This is a genomic window from Nocardiopsis sp. NPDC006832, from assembly GCF_040635885.1.
Lineage (GTDB): Bacteria > Actinomycetota > Actinomycetes > Streptosporangiales > Streptosporangiaceae > Nocardiopsis.
Window position 1 is genome coordinate 122,983 of the sequence record NZ_JBEYLC010000007.1, and the last position, 16,469, is coordinate 139,451.

A 16,469-nucleotide genomic window follows, 5' to 3' on the forward strand; every position below is an offset into this window, starting at 1 on the left:
CGACCGCATGTTGACCGTCATGGGATTCGCGACCATCGCCGTGGTGCTCGCGCTGTTGTTGTCCAACCGCGTGGGCGCGGTGGTCGCCCTGATCGGGGTACCCGTCGCCGCGGCGTTCCTGATGGGTTTCGGTCCCGACGAGGTCGCGGAGTTCGCGACGGCGGGCATCGGCGGGGTCGCCGCGACCACGGCCATGTTCGTCTTCGCCATCCTGTACTTCGGGGTGATGCGCGACGCGGGCCTGTTCGACCCCATCGTCCGCCGGGTGCTGCGGTTCGCTGGCGACAACCCGGTGACCATCGCGGTGGCCACGGTGGTGTTGGCGATGGTGGCCCACCTGGACGGGGCCGGGGCCACCACGTTCCTCATCACCATCCCGGCGATGCTGCCGCTCTACGACGCGCTCGGCATGCGACGCGTGGTCCTGGCCGCGCTCACCGGCCTGGGCGCGGGAATCATGAACTTCGTCCCCTGGGGCGGACCGACCGCGCGGGCCGCGACCGCCAGCGGGATCCCCGCCAACGACCTGTGGGTCCCGCTGATCCCCGCCCAGATCATCGGCATGATCACCTGCGTGGCCATCGCCTACTACCTGGGGGTGCGCGAGCGGAACCGGCTCCGCGCGGTCCCGACCGAGGAACGGGCGCCGAGTCGCGTGGGCGGCGGCGACCACACCGCGAGCGGAGCGGCGGAGCAGGCCCCCGTCTACGAGTCCGAGAACCCCGAACTGCTGCGCCCGCGCCTGTACCGGCTCAACGCGCTGCTGACCCTGGCGACCGTGGGCGTGCTCATCTCGGGGGTGCTGCCGCCTGAGCTGGTGTTCATGCTCGCCCTGGTCGTCGCGCTCGTCCTGAACTACCCCGGCATGAAGGAGCAGACCGCCCGCATCGACGCCCACGCCAAGGGCGCGATTCTCATGGCCAGCACCCTGCTGGCCGCCGGGGTGTTCCTCGGGGTCATGGAGGAGAGCGGGATGATCGACGCGATGGCCCAGGCCATGACCGGGGCGATGCCCACCTTCCTCGGCCCGGGTCTGCCGCTGCTCATCGGGGTCCTCGCGGTGCCCATGAGCCTGCTCTTCGGACCGGACGCCTACTACTTCGCCGTGATGCCGGTGCTGACGGCCGTGGGCGCGGAATTCGGGGTGGAACCGTCGCACGTGGCCCAGGCCTCCATCACCGGTCAGGAGACCGTGGGCTTCCCGATCAGCCCGATGACCGGTTCCTTCTACCTGCTGGTGGGGCTGAGCGGGGTCTCCATCGGCTCGCACATCCGCTTCCTGTTGCCGTGGGCCTGGCTGGTGAGCCTGGTGGTCTTCGGCGCGGCGGTGGCCACGGGCGTCATCCCGCTCTGGGTGTCCTGACCCCGCGCGGAACCGAACACACGTACCGATACCGAAGGAGTGCACGTGTCCGAAGTCGTCCGTATCGGCTGTGGGGCGGGGTTCGCGGGCGACCGCCTCGAACCCGCCGTCGACCTGGTGGAGCGCGGCGCGCTCGACACGCTGGTCCTGGAGTGCCTGGGCGAGAGGACGGTGTCGTTGGCGTCCCTGCGCGCCACCGACGGTTCCGGCCCCGGCCACGACCCGCTGTTGCGCAGACGCCTGTCGTCGTTGTTGGAGCCCCTGGCCCGCCGGGGCACCCGGTTGGTGACCAACGCCGGGGCGGCCGACCCGATCGGCGCCGCGCGCATGGCCCGCGAACTGGCCCTCGAACTGGGTGTGTCGCCCAGGATCGCGGCGGTCACCGGTGACGACGTGCTGGACCGGATCGACCTTTCGGCGCCGGCCTGGGAGGACGGCCGCCCTCTGGAGGAACACGGCGAGTTGGTCTCGGCCAACGCCTATCTGGGGGTCGACGCCCTACTGCCCGCGCTGCGCGGGGGCGCCGACGTCGTCATCGCCGGGCGGGCCGCCGACCCCTCCCTGTTCCTGGCGCCGCTGCTGGACTCCCTGGGGTGGGACCCTCGGGACGAGGAGCCGATGGCGGCGGGAACGCTGGTGGGGCACCTGTTGGAGTGCGCCGGTCAGGTCACCGGCGGCTACTTCGCCGACCCGGGTGTCAAGGACGTCCCGGACCTGGCGAACCTGGGGTTCCCGCTGGCCGAGGTCTCCCGGGACGGTACGGCGGTGATCACCAAGCTCCCCGGGACGGGCGGGCGGGTGGACCGGTGGACCGTGACCGAGCAGCTGACGTACGAGGTCACCGACCCCACCGCCTATCTGACCCCGGACGTGACCCTGGACCTGACCGGGGTGCGGCCCGAGGAGGTCGGAGCGGACCGGGTGCGGGTGTCGGGGGCGCGCGGCCGTGCGCGGCCGGAGCGGCTCAAGGTGAGCGTGGGGTACTGGGCGGGTTTTCGCGGCGAGGGCGAGATCTCCTACGCCGGGCCCGGGGCTCGGGCGCGTGCCCGGCTGGCCGGTGAGGTGGTGCGCGAACGGTTGCGCGGACTGCTTCCGGTGCGGGTGGACCTCGTCGGTGGCGGGGACGACCCCGCCGAGGTCGGTGAGTGCAGGCTGCGGGTGGCGGGACTGGGCGCGGACCGGACCATCGCCCAGGCCGTGGAGGAGGAGGTCACCGCGTTGTACACGTGCGGGCCGGCCGGTGGCGGCGGGGTCCGCACCCGCGCCTCGGAGGTGATCGGGATCCTGTCGACCACGGTGGGACGCGACCTGGTCGAGCCCCGCACCACCTATGTCGGGGAGGGAACGGTATGAGCGTGGTCCTGCGCGAGATCGCGCACACCAGGGCCGGGGACAAGGGCAACCTCAACACGATCGCGGTCATCGCCCGGCAGGAGCGCTGGTACCCGGTGTTGTGCGCGGGCCTGACCCCGGAGCTGGTGCGCGAGGTGTTGTCCGATCGGGTGCGCGGCCCGGTGGAGGTACACCGTATGGACGACGTGCACGCCCTGATCGTGGTGTGCGCGCGGGCGTCCGATGACACGGTGACCACGTCCCCGCACACGGACACCCACGGCAAGACGTTGGGGTCGGTGCTCTCGGCGGCCCGGGTTCCGTTCCCCGAGGAACGGGACCGGGCCTGACGGGGTGGCCGCTCAGGAGGCCTTGGTGATAACGAAGACGGGGATGTGGCGGTCGGTCTTCTTCTGGTAGTCGGCGTAGGGCGGGTAGGCGGCCACGGCCCGGTCCCACCAGCGGCCCCGTTCGTCGCCCTCGACCTCGCGGGCGTGGGCGGCGAAGGGCTCGGGGCCGTCCTGGAGGGCGACCTCGTCGGGGGCGGCGCGCAGGTTGTGCACCCAGGCCGGGTGGGTGGGAGCGCCGCCCTCGGAGCCGATCACGGCGTACTCGCCGTCGTGTTCGACCCGCATGAGGGCGGTCTTGCGCACGTCGCCGCTCTTGCGGCCGCGGGTGGTGAGGATGATGACGGGCATGCCGGTGTCCATGAGGGTGTTGGCCTCACGGCCGCCGGTGCGCTCGTACTGCTCCACCTGGTCCCTGGTCCGTTGGGAGGCGCTGGGCCGGTACTCGCCTTCGAGGATCTGCTTGGTCATGTCGCTCCCTGGGTCGGTGGTCGGGCCGATCCGATGGTGGCACGTGTGCGCGTCGGCGGTGGGACACGACATGCCCACCGGGGGAGGCGGACGCTCAGAACCCCACCCCGCGCGGTGGTGACCGTTCCCGGTGCGGGGCGGTGTCCGCGTATCCCTCCCCGCTTCTTAGAAGACGACGCCGCAGAAGGGCGCGTCGGTGCGGTGCAGGGCGGTGTCCAGGCGCTCGACGGTGCCCGGGGTGTGCTCGGTGATCAGGCCGGCGTTCAGGTAACCGGTGAGCGGGATCTGCCCCAGGTGGGCCGCACCCAGGTGGGAGGCGTCCAGGGCCAGGTCGGCGGCGGCCTCGGTGGCCTCCACGTGGGCGCCGTCGGTGTCGGCCTTGACCCGCCAGCGGCCGGCGTTCCAGGGGGCGTAGCGGTCGGTGACCTCCAGGACCGTTTCGAAGGGCGCCTTGTAGGTGCGTTCGCGCAGCGCGCCGGGCACGTCCACCAGGCGCACCCACAGGGAGTTCTGCGGGGTGAGACGGGCGCGTTCGGGGTCGACCAACAGGTGCGGGATCGGGGTGTCGGCGGGCAGCTCGTGGAAGGTCACCGTGGCGGTCAGGTCCCGGTTGAACAGGTGTTCCAGCAGGGCCACCCGGGCGGTGGGGGTGGTGGCGGTGAACTCCAGGACGTGCACCTGCCCCTGGGACCCGTCCGACCCCCAGTCGGCCTTGGCGCGGTACAAGGCGTATCCGAGCGGGGCGTGGCCGGCGTAGACCACCACGGCCATCAACGGACTCTGGTCGCGGCGCTGCTTGGGGCCGTCGCGCAATTGCTTGTCCCACCACGCCTGGGAGCGTTGGAACTGTCCCAGTTGGACGGCGGCGACCTCGCGGTGCACGCGTTCCAGGTCCGCGCGGACCGATTCGGGGTCGGACAGGATGACGCGCAGGTTCGGGTCACGCGGCGCGTCGGCGCGCAGCACGGTGTGGCGGCGGTGGACCGTCAGCGAGGTCTCGATGGCGGACAGGCCATAGCCGAAGCGTCCGTAGATGGAACCCTCGGAGGCCCACAGGGCGGCGTGGTGGACCCCGGACTCGTGGATCTCGGTGAGCTGGCGGCGCATGAGGGAGCTGAGCACGCCCTGGCGGCGGTGGGTGGGCCACACGCCCACGCCGGTCACTCCGGCGACCGCCCGGGGACCGCCGGGCAGGGTCATCTCGTAGGGGAAGTGGTTGGTGGAACCGACCACTTCCTCACGCCCCTCGCGGTCGTCCACCGCGTACAGCACCCGGTCGTAGCCCTCGGCGTCGTGCAGGGGCCGCATGCGCTCCAGCATGGACTCCGGGGACTCGTCGGCCAGGAGTGCCAGGCCGACGACCCGGGCCACCTCGGCGAAGTCGTCGCGGTCCCCGTGGCGCACGGTCCACGCGCGCGGGGCCCCGTTCATGGGTACGGCCTGCTGGTTCTTCGTCATGGTCGATGACTATCAGGCCACGGGAGATGACGGCCACCGCTTTTTCCGGCGCTGGTCGGGCGAGTAAGGGGGCCGGGGTCGGGGCACCCTCTGTTCGTGACGACACGACGAAATCCTCTCTCCTCCTCCCCCGCCCTGGTCGTAGGGGTGGACGCGGGGGGCACCACCACCCGTGCCCTGGTGACCACCCTGACCGGTGAGCGGCGGGGCGAGGCCCGGTCCGGGGGCGCCAACCCCAACACCCACGGTCCCGAAAGGGCCGCGGAGCAACTGACCGAGGCGATCGGCACCGCGTTGGACCGGTCCGGTACCGGAGCCCGGGAGGCCGTGGCCGCCACCGTCGTCGGACTGGCCGGGGTGTCCGGACTGCGCGAGGAGGCCGTCCGCGCCCGGATGGATCGGGCGATGACCAAGGCGGGGCTGACCCCGAGCGCCGTGCGCTTCATCGGTGACGACGTGGTGGCCTTCGCCTCGGGCACGCCCGAACGCGACGGCACCATCCTCATCGCCGGAACCGGGGCGATCGCCACCCGGATCGAGGGGCGACGGCGCGCCCGGTCGGCGGACGGGATGGGGTGGCTGATCGGCGACGAGGGGTCGGCGTTCTGGATCGGGCATCAGGCGGCCCGAGAGACCGCCCGGCAGTTGGGGATCGGCGGTGAGCTCAGTCCCCTGGCGCGCTCCATCGCCAAGAGGGTCATCCCCGGCCAGCGCCCCAACGGGCCCGACCACCTGCCCGAGGAGCACGCCCGCAACTTCGCCCGGACACTGACGGCCGGCCCGCCGATCGCCCTGGCCGAGTTCGCGCCGCTGGTCACCGAGGCCCACCACCAGGGCGACGCCGCCGCGCAGGTGATCGTGAACGCGGCCGCCGGTCACCTGGCCCAGTCGGTGCACCAGGTGCGTGTTCCGGGTGAACGGTCGCCGGTGGTGTTGGCCGGCGGGGTGCTGGCCCGATCCGCTCCGGTGCGTGAGTCGTTGACGCACAAGCTCACCCTGGGCACGGCCTCGCCGGTGCTGGGAGCGGGCTGCACCGCGGGCGGCGCGGCCTGGGTGGCGGCGCTGTGGGCCGGCGCCGACGAGCACGACGCCCGATTGCACACCGCGTTCACGGTTCCCACCTGATGGAAGCCGGTTTGCCCGGTTCGGTCGTGGTGGCCTACGGTGTCCTTGGTTAGGTTCACCTAACCTGAGCGAGAGGGGGCGCCGTGTCGGAGCGGCCATCACGTCCGAAGCAGGTCGTACACACCGGTCGGGTCGAGCGCGTGGAGCGCCTGACCCCGCACATGATCCGGGTCGTACTGGGCGGTGAGGGACTCGCCGCTTTCGACACCAACGGCTCCACCGACAGCTACGTGAAGCTGCTGTTCCCCGCGCCCACCCCGCAGGACCCCGAGACCTTCGACCTGGAGGCCGCGCGCGCCGAGCTGCCCCGGGAGCAGTGGCCGGTCACCCGCACCTACACCGTGCGTTCCTGGGACCCGGCCGCGCGTGAGATGAGCATCGACTTCGTCCACCACGGCGACCTCGGGTTGGCCGGGGTGTGGGCCGCCGGTGCCCGCCACGGGGACCGGCTGCGTTTCCTGGGCCCCGGCGGCGCCTACGCCCCCGACCCGGAGGCCGCCTGGCACCTGTTGGCCGGGGACGAGAGCTCCCTTCCCGCCATCGCCGCCGCCCTGGACCACCTGCCCGAGGGCGCCATCGCGCACGTGTTCCTGGAGGTGGAGAACACCGCCGAGGAGCAGAAGCTCACCGAGGGCGAGAACGTGCACGTGCGGTGGCTGCACCGCGGCGACGCCACCCCCGGATCGTTGCTGGTCCCGGCCGTGCGGGAACTGGAATTCCCCGACGGCCGGGTGCACGCGTTCGTGCACGGCGAGGCGGGTTTCGTACGCGACCTGCGCCGAATGCTGCGGGTGGAGCTGGGTCTGGCCAAGGAACAGCTCTCGATCTCCGGGTACTGGAGGCTGGGCCGTAACGAGGACGGCTGGCAGGCCTCCAAGGCCGAGTGGAACAAGAGTGTGGAGGCCGAGGAGGCCGCCGCGCTCCAGGGCTGAGCCCCTGCCCTGGGCGCCTCACACGTCGAGCGCGTCCAGGGCCGCCAGGTAGCCCTCGTTGAAGGTGGGGAACTGCGGGATGGAGTCGCGCAGCGCCTCCACCGGCAGCCTCATCCGGATCGCCAGGGCCGCGGTGTGGATCCACTCCGCGGCCAGCGGCCCGAACGCCCAGGCTCCCACCAATACCCCGTGCTCGCGGTCGGCGACCAGCCCGAGGTGGCCGACCGGATCGGTGGCGTAGGTCCAGGGACGGGCCAGCGCCTCGGTGAGGTCGACCTCGGAGGTGACCACGTCCACGCCCGCCTCGCGCGCCTGTTCCTCGGTCAGGCCCACGGCGGCGATCTCGGGGGTGGAGAAGACCACGCGGGGCACGGCCGTGTAGTCGGCGGTGCGCGGGGAGCCGAGGACACCGTCGGCCGCGATCCGCCCCTGGTACTTGGCCACGTGGGTGAACATCGCGCGCGCGTTGACGTCGCCCACCGCCCACAGTCCCGGGGCCACCCGACAGTGCTCGTCGATGGGCAGCGCCGACCCGTCCATCTCCACGCCCAGTTCGGCCAGGCCGAGCTCGTCTCCTCGGGGACGTCGTCCGGTGGCCAGTACCACCACGTCGGTGCGCACCTTCGAGCCGTCGGAGAGGGTGGCCAGGACACCGTCACCATCCCGGCGCACGGACTCGACCTGGGCACCGGTGCGCACGTCCACACCGTCGGCCTCGAACCGTTCGGTGATGAGGGCGCACAGCCGCGGATCCTCGCGGTCCAACAGCCGTGATCCGCGCTGGACGATCGTCACCTTGGTGCCCATCCCGGCCAGGAAGGCGCCCAACTCGACACCGACGGCGCTGCCACCGATGACCAGGGCGCGGGGCGGGATCTCGGTGAGGGTCGTGGCCTCACGGTTGGTCCACACCAGGTCGGGACCCAGGTCGTCCAGTCCGTCCACCGGCGGGCGCACCGCGCTGGAGCCGGTGGCCACCACCACGTGGTCGGCGGTCACCTCGGTCTCGCCCACCGCCACCCGCCAGGGGTCGCGGCCCACCACCCTGGCGACGCCGCGCAGGACCCGGGCGCCGCGTTCGCGGTAGCCCTCGACCTGCTTGGAGTCGTCCAGGTGGCGGATCATCTGGTCGCGGTGATCGCGCAGGGCCGACCAGTCCAGGTCGGGAGTGGTGGTCCCGGCCGCTTCGGTGGCCTCCGCGCGCACCTCGGGGGCGCGCAGCAGAACCTTGGTGGGGATGCACGCCCAGTAGCCGCATTCACCGCCGATGAGTTCGCGTTCGACCACCCCCACCCGGCGTCCCTCGGTGAGCAGCCTGTCGGCCACCACCTCTCCCCCGGGTCCCATGCCGATGACGATCGCGTCCAGGTGTTCCATGGTCTCTGTTTCCGCCCTCTGGTCGGTGGTCTCACCCGATGCTCCCTCCGAGCCGGGTCGGTGGGAAGACCGACACGCGATTCTCCTCTCCGCGCGGGCGAAACCGCCAGGGGCGGCGGATCGCGCGGGCGCTGTGGACGGCCCAACGGCCGTCCACACGGGTGAGGCGGATCGGGTGGTCGAAGCAGGCGCCGATCCCTTCGCCGGTCAGGACCCCCTCGACCGGGCCCGCGGCCTGGCGGGTCCCCTCGCGCAGCAACAGCGCGTGCGTGGTGCCGGGCGGCAACTCCTCCAGGTGGTGGGTGACCAGGACCGTGGCCGGCTCGGGACAGGTGTACTGGAGGGTGTCGATCCGTTCGATGAGCTGTTCGCGTCCGGCCACGTCCAGGCCGGTGGCGGGTTCGTCGAGCAGCAGCAGGCGCGGGTCGGGCATCAGGGCGCGGGCGATGAGCGCGCGTCCCCGCTCCCCCTGGGACAGGGTGGTCCAGGGGGCGTCGACGCGGTGGGCGAGCCCGAGCAGGTCGATCAGGTGTTCGGCCCGGTCGGCCTCTTCGGTATCGGGTGTCCATCGGGGCGGCCACGCGGTGGTGTTGGACAGGCCCGTCAGCACGACCTCGCGCAGCGCCAGCGGCCCGTCGGGGGTGTGCCTCGGATTGACGTGGCCGATGTGGGAGCGCAGTTCGCGCAGGTCCACCCGACCCAGGCGGTGGCCGAGCACCTCCACGGTGCCGCGGGTGGGGTGGGAGAGCGCGCCCAGCAGACCGAGCAGGGTGCTCTTGCCGGCGCCGTTGGCACCCAGCAGCGCCCAGTGCTCCCCGGCCCGGACGGTCAGGGAGATCCCGCGCAGGATCGGGTTCCCGCCGCGTACGAAGTCCACGTCGACGGCGCGTACGACCGGGGGCGCGTGGTCGTCGGCGGTGTCTTCGTGGCGGGTGAGGAGCAAGGATTCGGGCTGCGACATGTGCCGCACCCTAGAGCACGGCGGATTAGGGTGGGGAATCGCGGTCGGCAACTCGGTTCGCGTCCGGAAGGGAACCGCCTCTCAGGCGCACGCTCATGACCTCGTTCGATGTTCTGCTCGTCCTCGACCTCCTCGGGGTCTTCGCGTTCGCCCTCGACGGCGCCCTGACGGCGATCCGTTCCGCCCGGGTCGACATCGTGGGGGTGATGGTCCTGGGGGTGGTGACCGCCATCGGCGGCGGCATCATCCGCGACGTCCTGTTGGGCGACACCCCCGCGACCTTCCAGGACTGGCGTTACCTGGTGGTCGCGTTGACGGGGGCGACGTTGGCGTTCTTCCTCAACCGCCAGCTCACCCACCTGAGCAAGCCCATCCTGTTGTTCGACGCGGCGGGGCTGAGCCTGTTCGCGGTGATCGGATCGACCAAGGCCCTGGAGTACGGGTTCGGGCCGATGCAGGCGGTGATCCTGGGGGTGATCACCGGGGTGGGCGGCGGTACCCTGCGCGACGTGATGCTCAATCGGGTGCCGACGGTGCTCAGCGCCAACTCGCGCCTGTACGCGATCCCGGCGATGCTCGGCGCGGGGATCGTGGTCGTCGGGAACCTGTTCGGCTTCGCGGCCTGGTGGGTGGCCGTGGTGGGCGCCCTGATGTGTTTCGGTATGCGGATGATGTCGCTGCGCTACCGCTGGAACGCGCCCAGGCCGCCCGGATCCCCGCCCTTGTAGCCTCCTCAGCCGGTGGGTTCGACGATGATCTGCCACAGGTGGCCGTCCAGGTCGGCGCAGACCGCCGAGTGACCCCACGGGTGGTGTTGGGGCGGGGTGACGACCTCACCCCCCGCCTCGGTGACCCGGTCCACGACCTGTGCGACGTGGTCCTCGGTGGGGACCGCCATGCTCAGCAGACACTCGCTGGTTCCGGGTCGGGCGATCTCACGGCCGTCCCCGACGACCCAGCCGAACCCTCCGGTGGGGACCAACATCAGCAGCGCCTGGTCGTTGAGTCGGAACTGTAGGGGCTCGGGCACCCCGTCCTCGGCGGGTTCGCCGACGAGCTCGAAACCGAAGGCGTCGCGGTAGAACACCATCGCGCTCATCCGGTCGGCGATGGGAAGGCTGAGGACGAGCAGACCCGCGGGTGTGGTCACGATGGCTCCTGGTCGTTCGGGGATTACATGGTCACCCGTACCGACCCCCGCGCGGCGTGGAACTCATCGCGTGTCGAGGTCGGTTTCGGGTGCGGTTCCTCGGGTGGGCGGTGTGCGGGCCGCGACGCGGCGCAGGGTGGCGAGCATGGCCGGGACCGGTTCGGGCGGGCGGCGGCGGTGCACGGTGTAGATCTCGCGGGCCAGGTCCACGCCGCGCAGGGGTCGGCTCACCCACCCGCCGCCGCGGGCGGCGCCCAGGATGCTCCCGGGGATGAGCGCGATGCCCACACCGGCCTCGATCAGGGCCAGGGCCACCTCGTAGTCGCGGGTCTCGTAGGCCACGGTGAGGTGGACCCCGGCGGCGGCCGCCGCGATGTCCAGACTCACCCGGTTGTGGATGCCCGGGGCGCCGCAGATCCACTCCTCCTCGGCCAACTCGGACAGGCTCATCTCGGTGTCGGCCACGGTGTGTCCGACGGGGGCCACCACCATGAGCGGGTCCACCAGGAGGCGTTCGCGTCGCAGGCCACCGGCGCGGGGCAGCGGCACCCCGGGGTAGCGGTGGGTGATGAGCAGGTCCAGGTCCCCGGAGGCGACCAGGTCGTGGCCGCCGGGTGGTTCGATGTCGGACAGCGACAGTCGCACGTGGGGATGTTCGTGGCCGAACACCGCCAGTGTCTCGGGCAGCAGGACCTTGCCGGCGCTGGCGAAGGCGCCGAGGGAGAGCCGGTCGGGGCGTTGTCCGGCGGCCTCGCGCACTGCCGCCTCGGCGTCGCGCAACTCCCCCAGGACGCGCTCGCCGTGTTCGAGCAGGACCTGTCCGGCCCGGGTGAGGGTGGCGCCGGTGCGGCCCCGTTCGACCAGGCGGCAGCCGAGTTCGCGTTCGAGTTTGGTGAGCTGTTGGGACAGGGCGGGCGGGGTGAAGGAGAGCCGTTGGGCGGCGGCCGTGATCGATCCGGCGTGCGCGATCTCCACCAGGATCCGCACCCGGTTGGCGTCCAGCATCCGGCCCTCCTCGCGCTCAGACAAAAGTTGACACAAAGTTGTGCTTAATGATCTTTAGCAGACCCAACTTTAAGTTAACCGCCGGTAGCGACAGAGTGGGAACATGAGCACCATGACCGCGCCCGCAGTACCCACGGCCACCGACGTCCGTGCAGCCGCCGAACGCATCGCCCCGCACGCCCGGCGCACTCCGGTGATGCGCACCGAACTGGACGGACGTCCCCTCACCCTCAAGTTGGAGCACCTCCAGCGCACCGGGGCCTTCAAGCTCCGCGGGGCGCTCAACGCGCTTCTGGGCGGCGAACCCACCGACCGGGTCATCACCGCCTCTGGCGGCAACCACGGTCTGGGGGTGGCCACCGCCGCGAGCATCCTGGGCGTGCGGGCCACGGTGTACGTGCCCGAGACGATCCCCGAGGCCAAGGCCGCACCGCTGGAGGCCACCGGCGCCGAGATCGTCCGGCTCGGCGAGCACTACGCGGTGGCCGCCGAGGCCGCCCGCGAGCGGGCCGACTCCGAGGGGGCACGCTACCTGCACGCCTTCGACGACGCCCTGGTGGTGGCCGGACAGGGCACCATCGGTCTGGAGGTGGTCGACGACGTGCCCGACTGCGACTCGATCGTGGTGGCCGTGGGCGGAGGCGGATTGGCCGCGGGGGTGCGCCTGGGCGCGGGCGGCCGTCGTGTGGTGGGCGTGGAGCCGCAGGGCTGCCAGAGCATGCACGCGGCGTTGGCCGCCGGGGAGCCGGTGAGCACCCCGGTGGAGTCGGTGGCCTCCTCCGCCCTGGGCGCCTCCACCCTGGGGCGGGTGCCCTTCGAGGTGTTGCGCGCCGAACCCATCACCCCGGCGTTGGTCTCCGACGCCGAGATCATCAGCGCGCAGACCCGCCTGTGGGAGGAATTCCGCATCGCCACCGAACCGGCCGCCGCGGTGCCCTTCGCCGCCTGGCTGGCCGGACGGGTCCCGGGCGAGAACCCGTGCCTGGTGGTGTGCGGGGCCAACGCCGACTGGCGACCGATCGGCTGAACACCACGATGGCCGGTGGGTGACCTGGAGCACTCTTTCGAGCGCGCGCGTTTCATTACCCATCGGTCACCCTTACATTGGGTTCGGCCGTCCCTCGCTCACGGCGTCCGACCCCATGACTAGGGAGAACACACGTGCTCTACGGTGCGTTGCGGCAGACCGCTGCGGTCCTCGCCCGGACCCTGTGCCGCCCGACCATCGAGGGCCGTGACAACGTCCCCGCCACCGGGCCGGTGATCCTGGCCGGCAACCACCTGTCGTTCGTGGACAGCGTCGTCATACCGTTGTCGGTCACCCAGCGTCGGGTCCGGTTCCTGGCCAAGTCGGACTACTTCGAGACCCCCGGGGTCAAGGGTCGTCTCACCAAGACGATGTTCGGCGCGCTGGGCGCCATGCCGGTCCGCCGAGGCAACGCACGCGACGCCATGATGTCGCTGGAGATGATGTTGGGCCGGCTCAACGACGGGGAGGCCTGCGTGGTCTACCCCGAGGGCACCCGCTCGCGGGACGGGCGTCTGTACCGGGGCCGCACCGGAGTGGCGCACCTGGCGTTGGAGTCCAAGGCCGTGGTCGTGCCGGTCGGGCTCAGCGGTACCCAGGAGGTGCAGCCGATCGGTGCGAACATGCCGCGCCCGCGCCGGTTCACCGTGCGGTTCGGCGAGCCGTTGGACTTCTCCACCGGGTTCGATCACCTGGCCCCGGGCAAGGCCCGTCGGGTCATCACCGACCGGATCATGGACTCCATCGGCGACCTCACCGGCCAGGAGCGCGCCGGCACCTACAACGAACACGACGCCGGCGACTAGGCACCCGCCGGCCCATCGAAGACGTACAGGTGGGGCGGGTGCGGGATCGGCGGGGTGAGCGCCAGGGTGAGCGCGCCCTCGACCGACCCTCCCTCGGGGGTCGCGAACTCGGTCTCGGGCATGCGACGCAGCACCTCGGCGCGCATCGGCCCCAACACGGTCTCGCCCACCGAGAAGAGCCCGCCGCCCCAGGATAGGCGCCGAGCCAGCCCGGGTGCGGCGGCCGCCACGGCGGCCCGGCCCAGGTGCGTGCCCGCCTCCTGCCAGATCCTTCGGGCCACGACGTCCCCGCTTCGCGCGGCGGCGGCCACGTCGGGGGCGAAGCCGGCCAGGACGGTGGCGGCGTCCGCCGCCGAGGCCGCGTAGACCCGGTGTTCCAGCGCGCTCACGCTGCCAAAGCGTGCGGTGAGGTGGCTCGACAAAGTCGACGAACCACCGCGTCGGCCGTCGTGGGCACGCAACGCGGCCTGGAGTCCCTCCCGTCCCACCCAGGCTCCCCCACCATGGTCGCCGAGCAGGATCCCCCACCCGTCGGCGCGGCTCCAGGTGCGTTCCAGGTCCGTGCCGAGCGCGACCGCGCCGGTGCCGGCCGCGACCACCACGCCGGGCCGGCCGCCCAGGGCTCCGACATGGGTGGTCACCGAGTCCCCGGCGAGCACCACGGTGCCCACCGGTACTCGCCCCCGCAGGCCTCGGACCAACTCACCGGGGTCGGGGACCAGATCGGGCAGGCCGGTCATGCCGATGGCCACCCGGTCGAACACCGGGGCGGCCCGGGTCAGGAGCGTGGACAGGCGTGCGGCCAACCTGTCCAGGTCCAGCCCCCTCTCCCCTCGGGGCGCCGGAACGTCCTCTCCGGAGCGGACCTTGCGGTCGCCGTCGTGGACGAGCACACGGATCCCTCCGCCGCCCACGTCGATACCGGCGCATCTCACCCGACCCGTCCCCCGATCGAACCGCCGCCGTCGCGGTCGGCGCCGTAGTGGTCCAGGAGTCGACGGGAGAGGGCGAGGGTGCCCTCGGTGGGCGCGGGCCGGGCCGGGGGTCCGTGCCGCAGGAACCGGTCGGCGTGGTCGCTGAGGCGATCGGTCAGGCGGGCGGCGGCCCGCTCGGGTTCGGTCAGGGCCTGGGGCAGGAGCCCTCCCCACAGCTCCCAGCGCACGCGGTAGTGGCCGCCGACCAGGCCCGACCACAGGCGCGCGGCGTAGTCGTCCAGCCGCAGGTTGTCCAGGTTGATCCAGACGGTGAGGACGCGGCGGGCGTTGTCGGCCAGCACACGATGATCCTCGGTACTGGTGGCCCAGGAGGTGGCCTTGGCCTCCCAGGTGGCGAAACGGTACTCGGGCCGGGTGTCCAGCAGAGCGTCCAGGTCGTCGAACACCCGTAGGAACCGGCCGAGCAGATCCTCGGGGACCTCCCGGTACCGGGCCGCGTGTTCGACCAGCTCCAGGTGGTGGCGGTCGGCGGTCCGGGAGAGCACCGCCATGGCCACGTCGACCAGGTCGTGCGCCAAGGGCCCCTCGGCCAGGGCCCGGTCGGTCTCGGCCGCGCCGACCAGGTCCGCCCAGGCCCGCGACAGGCGTGGCCAGGGGTACCAGACCAGGCCTTCGACCTCGGCTCGATGCCGTTCGGGTGCGGCCAGGTCGGCGAAGTCGGGGCGCCGGGTGAGGACCCCGTTGAACTGTTCGGGGAAGATCCGCGCCCCCGAGGCGCCCAGGACGGTCTCCGCCAGCCCCCGCCAGCCGGACAGCAGGGCGGGGTCGTCGGAGCCGTAGCGTTGCCGTACGAAGTCGGGCAGCCAGTCGGTGGCCACGTCCTCGGTCCGCCACCAGATCTGGTCGGCGACCAGTTCGAAGAACGCCGGGTTGTTGCGGGTGCCCTCCATGGACAGGCCGATGCCGGTCGGCGGGTACTCGGCCCGTTTGGCCTCGCCGACGCGGTCCACGGCGCCCTGCAGGTCGGCGATGGGTTCGCTGCGTCCACCGAAGTTGAGCAGGGCGCACCAGGTCCAGGGGGTGCCGCCGAAGGCGTCGAAGCGGCTCCACTGGGGGTCGTGTTCGGCCCACAGGTCGAGCAGGTGCAGGCGTTCGTCCGGGATGGCCTCAAGGAAGGCGGTGACGCGTTCGGAGCTCCAGAACCGGCTCTGGTAGGAGAACGGCCAGGTCTGTAGCGCCCACACGGCGTGGGGGTCGGCGCTGGTGAGCCCGTCCAGGGTGGCGCGGGCCAGCCGCGCCGGGAATCCGGGGTCCGCGTCGACCGGGACCATCTCGATGAACGGGTCGATGGCGTAGAGGTGGTCGGTGCCGAACAGTTCCCGTTGGACGCGCACGATGTCGGCGGCGAGCTCGGGGTAGCGGGGGTCGGCGGGGTCCAGGACGTGGGTGGTCAGGCCGTGCCAGGTGCGGGCGCGGGTCCGGTCGGGGGCCAGTTCGGCCGGCACGTGTCCGGTGAACCCGGGCAGCACCGGGGTCATGCCCAGGGCGCGTTGGCGCCGCAGGATGCGCAGTCCCAGGTCCCGATGGCCGTCGATCCATGAGGCGGGCAGGGGGCCGGCGAAGCCGTCCAGGTTGCCCATGTACTGCCAGGGCAGGTAGCCGGGGCCGCCCAGGAAGGCCCGCACCCGATCCGGTTCCAGGCCACGGCGGGTGTAGGTCTCGAACAGGACGGCCTCGTGGCCCACGACGGTCAGCGGCATGGTGACGCCGTGCAGCGCCATCCAGTCGATCTCGCGTTCCCAGTCGTCCCAGTCCCAGTAGGCACTGGTGTACCCGGTGGTGCAGAAGTTCAGGTAGTAGCCCTGGTCGACCTCGGCGGTGCCGTGTACGGGTCGTACCCGTTCGGGGTGGTCGACCCGCAGCGGCAGCGGGGTGTCCCAGGTGACCGAGCGTCCGCACTCACGGCGCAGGTAGGTGTGCAGGGCCACGGCGGCGGCCACCGCGTCGGTCGCCTCGATCGTGAGCGCTCCCCCCTCGACGTGGTAGGTGAAGGAACGCTTCGCACCGGGGCGCTCACGAAAGTCGATCGGACGGTGTGATCGGCCCAGGACCCGGTGGGCCAGCGCGTCCACGGATTCGCCCCAAATGGGCGGGTCCTTCGGAGTGTCGGCCATCGGATC

General features: G+C 72.0%; 16 protein-coding genes. 8 read left to right on the top strand and 8 right to left on the bottom strand.

Annotated features, from left to right (window positions below; genetic code table 11):
- Positions 1-7 precede the first annotated feature (7 nt).
- Genes ABZ717_RS05715 through ABZ717_RS05725 form a run of 3 tightly spaced genes read left to right on the top strand, consistent with a single transcriptional unit; the run spans position 8 to position 3,045 of the window.
- A complete protein-coding gene (locus tag ABZ717_RS05715) occupies positions 8-1,363 on the top strand; it encodes a citrate:proton symporter (protein WP_358506131.1) in 1,356 nt (451 codons plus the stop codon).
- Positions 1,364-1,408: 45 nt separating this feature from the next.
- Positions 1,409-2,716: an acyclic terpene utilization AtuA family protein gene (locus ABZ717_RS05720; RefSeq protein ID WP_358506134.1), complete on the top strand. Its 1,308-nt coding sequence runs from the start codon at positions 1,409-1,411 to the stop codon at positions 2,714-2,716.
- Positions 2,713-3,045: a hypothetical protein gene (locus ABZ717_RS05725; RefSeq protein ID WP_358506137.1), complete on the top strand. Its 333-nt coding sequence runs from the start codon at positions 2,713-2,715 to the stop codon at positions 3,043-3,045. The genes ABZ717_RS05720 and ABZ717_RS05725 overlap by 4 nt, the downstream gene beginning before the upstream one ends.
- Before the next feature lie 12 nt (positions 3,046-3,057).
- Here ABZ717_RS05725 and ABZ717_RS05730 read toward each other — a convergent pair whose 3' ends face one another.
- Together ABZ717_RS05730 and ABZ717_RS05735 are read right to left on the bottom strand one after the other, a co-directional pair.
- Positions 3,058-3,513 carry a nitroreductase family deazaflavin-dependent oxidoreductase gene (locus ABZ717_RS05730; protein WP_358506140.1) on the bottom strand — a complete coding sequence of 152 codons (456 nt, stop codon included), beginning with the start codon at positions 3,511-3,513 and terminating at the stop codon, positions 3,058-3,060.
- Between the two features lie 165 nt (positions 3,514-3,678).
- Positions 3,679-4,971: a GNAT family N-acetyltransferase gene (locus ABZ717_RS05735; protein ID WP_087103482.1), complete on the bottom strand. Its 1,293-nt coding sequence runs from the start codon at positions 4,969-4,971 to the stop codon at positions 3,679-3,681.
- Positions 4,972-5,118: 147 nt separating this feature from the next.
- Here ABZ717_RS05735 and ABZ717_RS05740 point away from each other — a divergent pair, with 147 nt between their 5' ends.
- A complete protein-coding gene (locus ABZ717_RS05740; protein WP_358506222.1) occupies positions 5,119-6,096 on the top strand; it encodes a BadF/BadG/BcrA/BcrD ATPase family protein in 978 nt (325 codons plus the stop codon).
- An 83-nt stretch (positions 6,097-6,179) separates the two neighbouring features.
- On the top strand, positions 6,180-7,028 hold the full coding sequence (locus ABZ717_RS05745) for a siderophore-interacting protein (protein ID WP_358506143.1): 849 nt from the start codon (positions 6,180-6,182) through the stop codon (positions 7,026-7,028).
- Between the two features lie 18 nt (positions 7,029-7,046).
- Here ABZ717_RS05745 and ABZ717_RS05750 read toward each other — a convergent pair whose 3' ends face one another.
- Positions 7,047-8,405: an NAD(P)/FAD-dependent oxidoreductase gene (locus tag ABZ717_RS05750; RefSeq protein ID WP_358506146.1), complete on the bottom strand. Its 1,359-nt coding sequence runs from the start codon at positions 8,403-8,405 to the stop codon at positions 7,047-7,049.
- A 31-nt stretch (positions 8,406-8,436) separates the two neighbouring features.
- A complete protein-coding gene (locus ABZ717_RS05755) occupies positions 8,437-9,366 on the bottom strand; it encodes an ATP-binding cassette domain-containing protein (RefSeq protein ID WP_358506149.1) in 930 nt (309 codons plus the stop codon).
- 95 nt (positions 9,367-9,461) lie between these two features.
- On the opposite strand from ABZ717_RS05755, the gene ABZ717_RS05760 reads away from it, so the two are divergent.
- Positions 9,462-10,094 carry a trimeric intracellular cation channel family protein gene (locus ABZ717_RS05760; protein ID WP_358506151.1) on the top strand — a complete coding sequence of 211 codons (633 nt, stop codon included), beginning with the start codon at positions 9,462-9,464 and terminating at the stop codon, positions 10,092-10,094.
- A 5-nt stretch (positions 10,095-10,099) separates the two neighbouring features.
- Here ABZ717_RS05760 and ABZ717_RS05765 read toward each other — a convergent pair whose 3' ends face one another.
- Together ABZ717_RS05765 and ABZ717_RS05770 are read right to left on the bottom strand one after the other, a co-directional pair.
- A complete protein-coding gene (locus ABZ717_RS05765) occupies positions 10,100-10,516 on the bottom strand; it encodes a VOC family protein (RefSeq protein WP_358506154.1) in 417 nt (138 codons plus the stop codon).
- 63 nt (positions 10,517-10,579) lie between these two features.
- Positions 10,580-11,521 carry a LysR substrate-binding domain-containing protein gene (locus ABZ717_RS05770; RefSeq protein ID WP_358506157.1) on the bottom strand — a complete coding sequence of 314 codons (942 nt, stop codon included), beginning with the start codon at positions 11,519-11,521 and terminating at the stop codon, positions 10,580-10,582.
- A gap of 103 nt (positions 11,522-11,624) precedes the next feature.
- Here ABZ717_RS05770 and ABZ717_RS05775 point away from each other — a divergent pair, with 103 nt between their 5' ends.
- A complete protein-coding gene (locus ABZ717_RS05775) occupies positions 11,625-12,548 on the top strand; it encodes a threonine/serine dehydratase (RefSeq protein ID WP_358506160.1) in 924 nt (307 codons plus the stop codon).
- A gap of 134 nt (positions 12,549-12,682) precedes the next feature.
- Positions 12,683-13,354 (top strand): lysophospholipid acyltransferase family protein, encoded by a 672-nt coding sequence (locus ABZ717_RS05780; RefSeq protein ID WP_358506163.1) that lies wholly within the window; start codon positions 12,683-12,685, stop codon positions 13,352-13,354.
- Here ABZ717_RS05780 and ABZ717_RS05785 read toward each other — a convergent pair.
- Both ABZ717_RS05785 and ABZ717_RS05790 read right to left on the bottom strand, forming a co-directional pair.
- Complete coding sequence (locus ABZ717_RS05785; protein ID WP_358506166.1) at positions 13,351-14,289, bottom strand: BadF/BadG/BcrA/BcrD ATPase family protein; 939 nt, start codon at positions 14,287-14,289, stop codon at positions 13,351-13,353. The two genes, ABZ717_RS05780 and ABZ717_RS05785, sit on opposite strands and share 4 nt — an antisense overlap.
- Positions 14,286-16,463, bottom strand: a complete 2,178-nt coding sequence (locus ABZ717_RS05790) for an alpha-N-acetylglucosaminidase TIM-barrel domain-containing protein (RefSeq protein ID WP_358506169.1) — start codon at positions 16,461-16,463, stop codon at positions 14,286-14,288. The genes ABZ717_RS05785 and ABZ717_RS05790 overlap by 4 nt, the downstream gene beginning before the upstream one ends.
- Between the last annotated feature and the right edge of the window lie 6 nt (positions 16,464-16,469).

Bases quoted from the DNA above. Each gene is read 5' to 3' on its own strand.
- ABZ717_RS05715 (WP_358506131.1), top strand. From the start codon at position 8: ATGTTGACCGTCATGGGATTCGCGACCATCGCCGTGGTGCTCGCGCTG.
- ABZ717_RS05725 (WP_358506137.1), top strand. From the start codon at position 2,713: ATGAGCGTGGTCCTGCGCGAGATCGCGCACACCAGGGCCGGGGACAAG.
- ABZ717_RS05730 (WP_358506140.1), bottom strand. From the start codon at position 3,513: ATGACCAAGCAGATCCTCGAAGGCGAGTACCGGCCCAGCGCCTCCCAA.
- ABZ717_RS05735 (WP_087103482.1), bottom strand. From the start codon at position 4,971: ATGACGAAGAACCAGCAGGCCGTACCCATGAACGGGGCCCCGCGCGCG.
- ABZ717_RS05750 (WP_358506146.1), bottom strand. From the start codon at position 8,405: ATGGAACACCTGGACGCGATCGTCATCGGCATGGGACCCGGGGGAGAG.
- ABZ717_RS05755 (WP_358506149.1), bottom strand. From the start codon at position 9,366: ATGTCGCAGCCCGAATCCTTGCTCCTCACCCGCCACGAAGACACCGCC.
- ABZ717_RS05760 (WP_358506151.1), top strand. From the start codon at position 9,462: ATGACCTCGTTCGATGTTCTGCTCGTCCTCGACCTCCTCGGGGTCTTC.
- ABZ717_RS05770 (WP_358506157.1), bottom strand. From the start codon at position 11,521: ATGCTGGACGCCAACCGGGTGCGGATCCTGGTGGAGATCGCGCACGCC.
- ABZ717_RS05775 (WP_358506160.1), top strand. From the start codon at position 11,625: ATGAGCACCATGACCGCGCCCGCAGTACCCACGGCCACCGACGTCCGT.
- ABZ717_RS05790 (WP_358506169.1), bottom strand. From the start codon at position 16,463: ATGGCCGACACTCCGAAGGACCCGCCCATTTGGGGCGAATCCGTGGAC.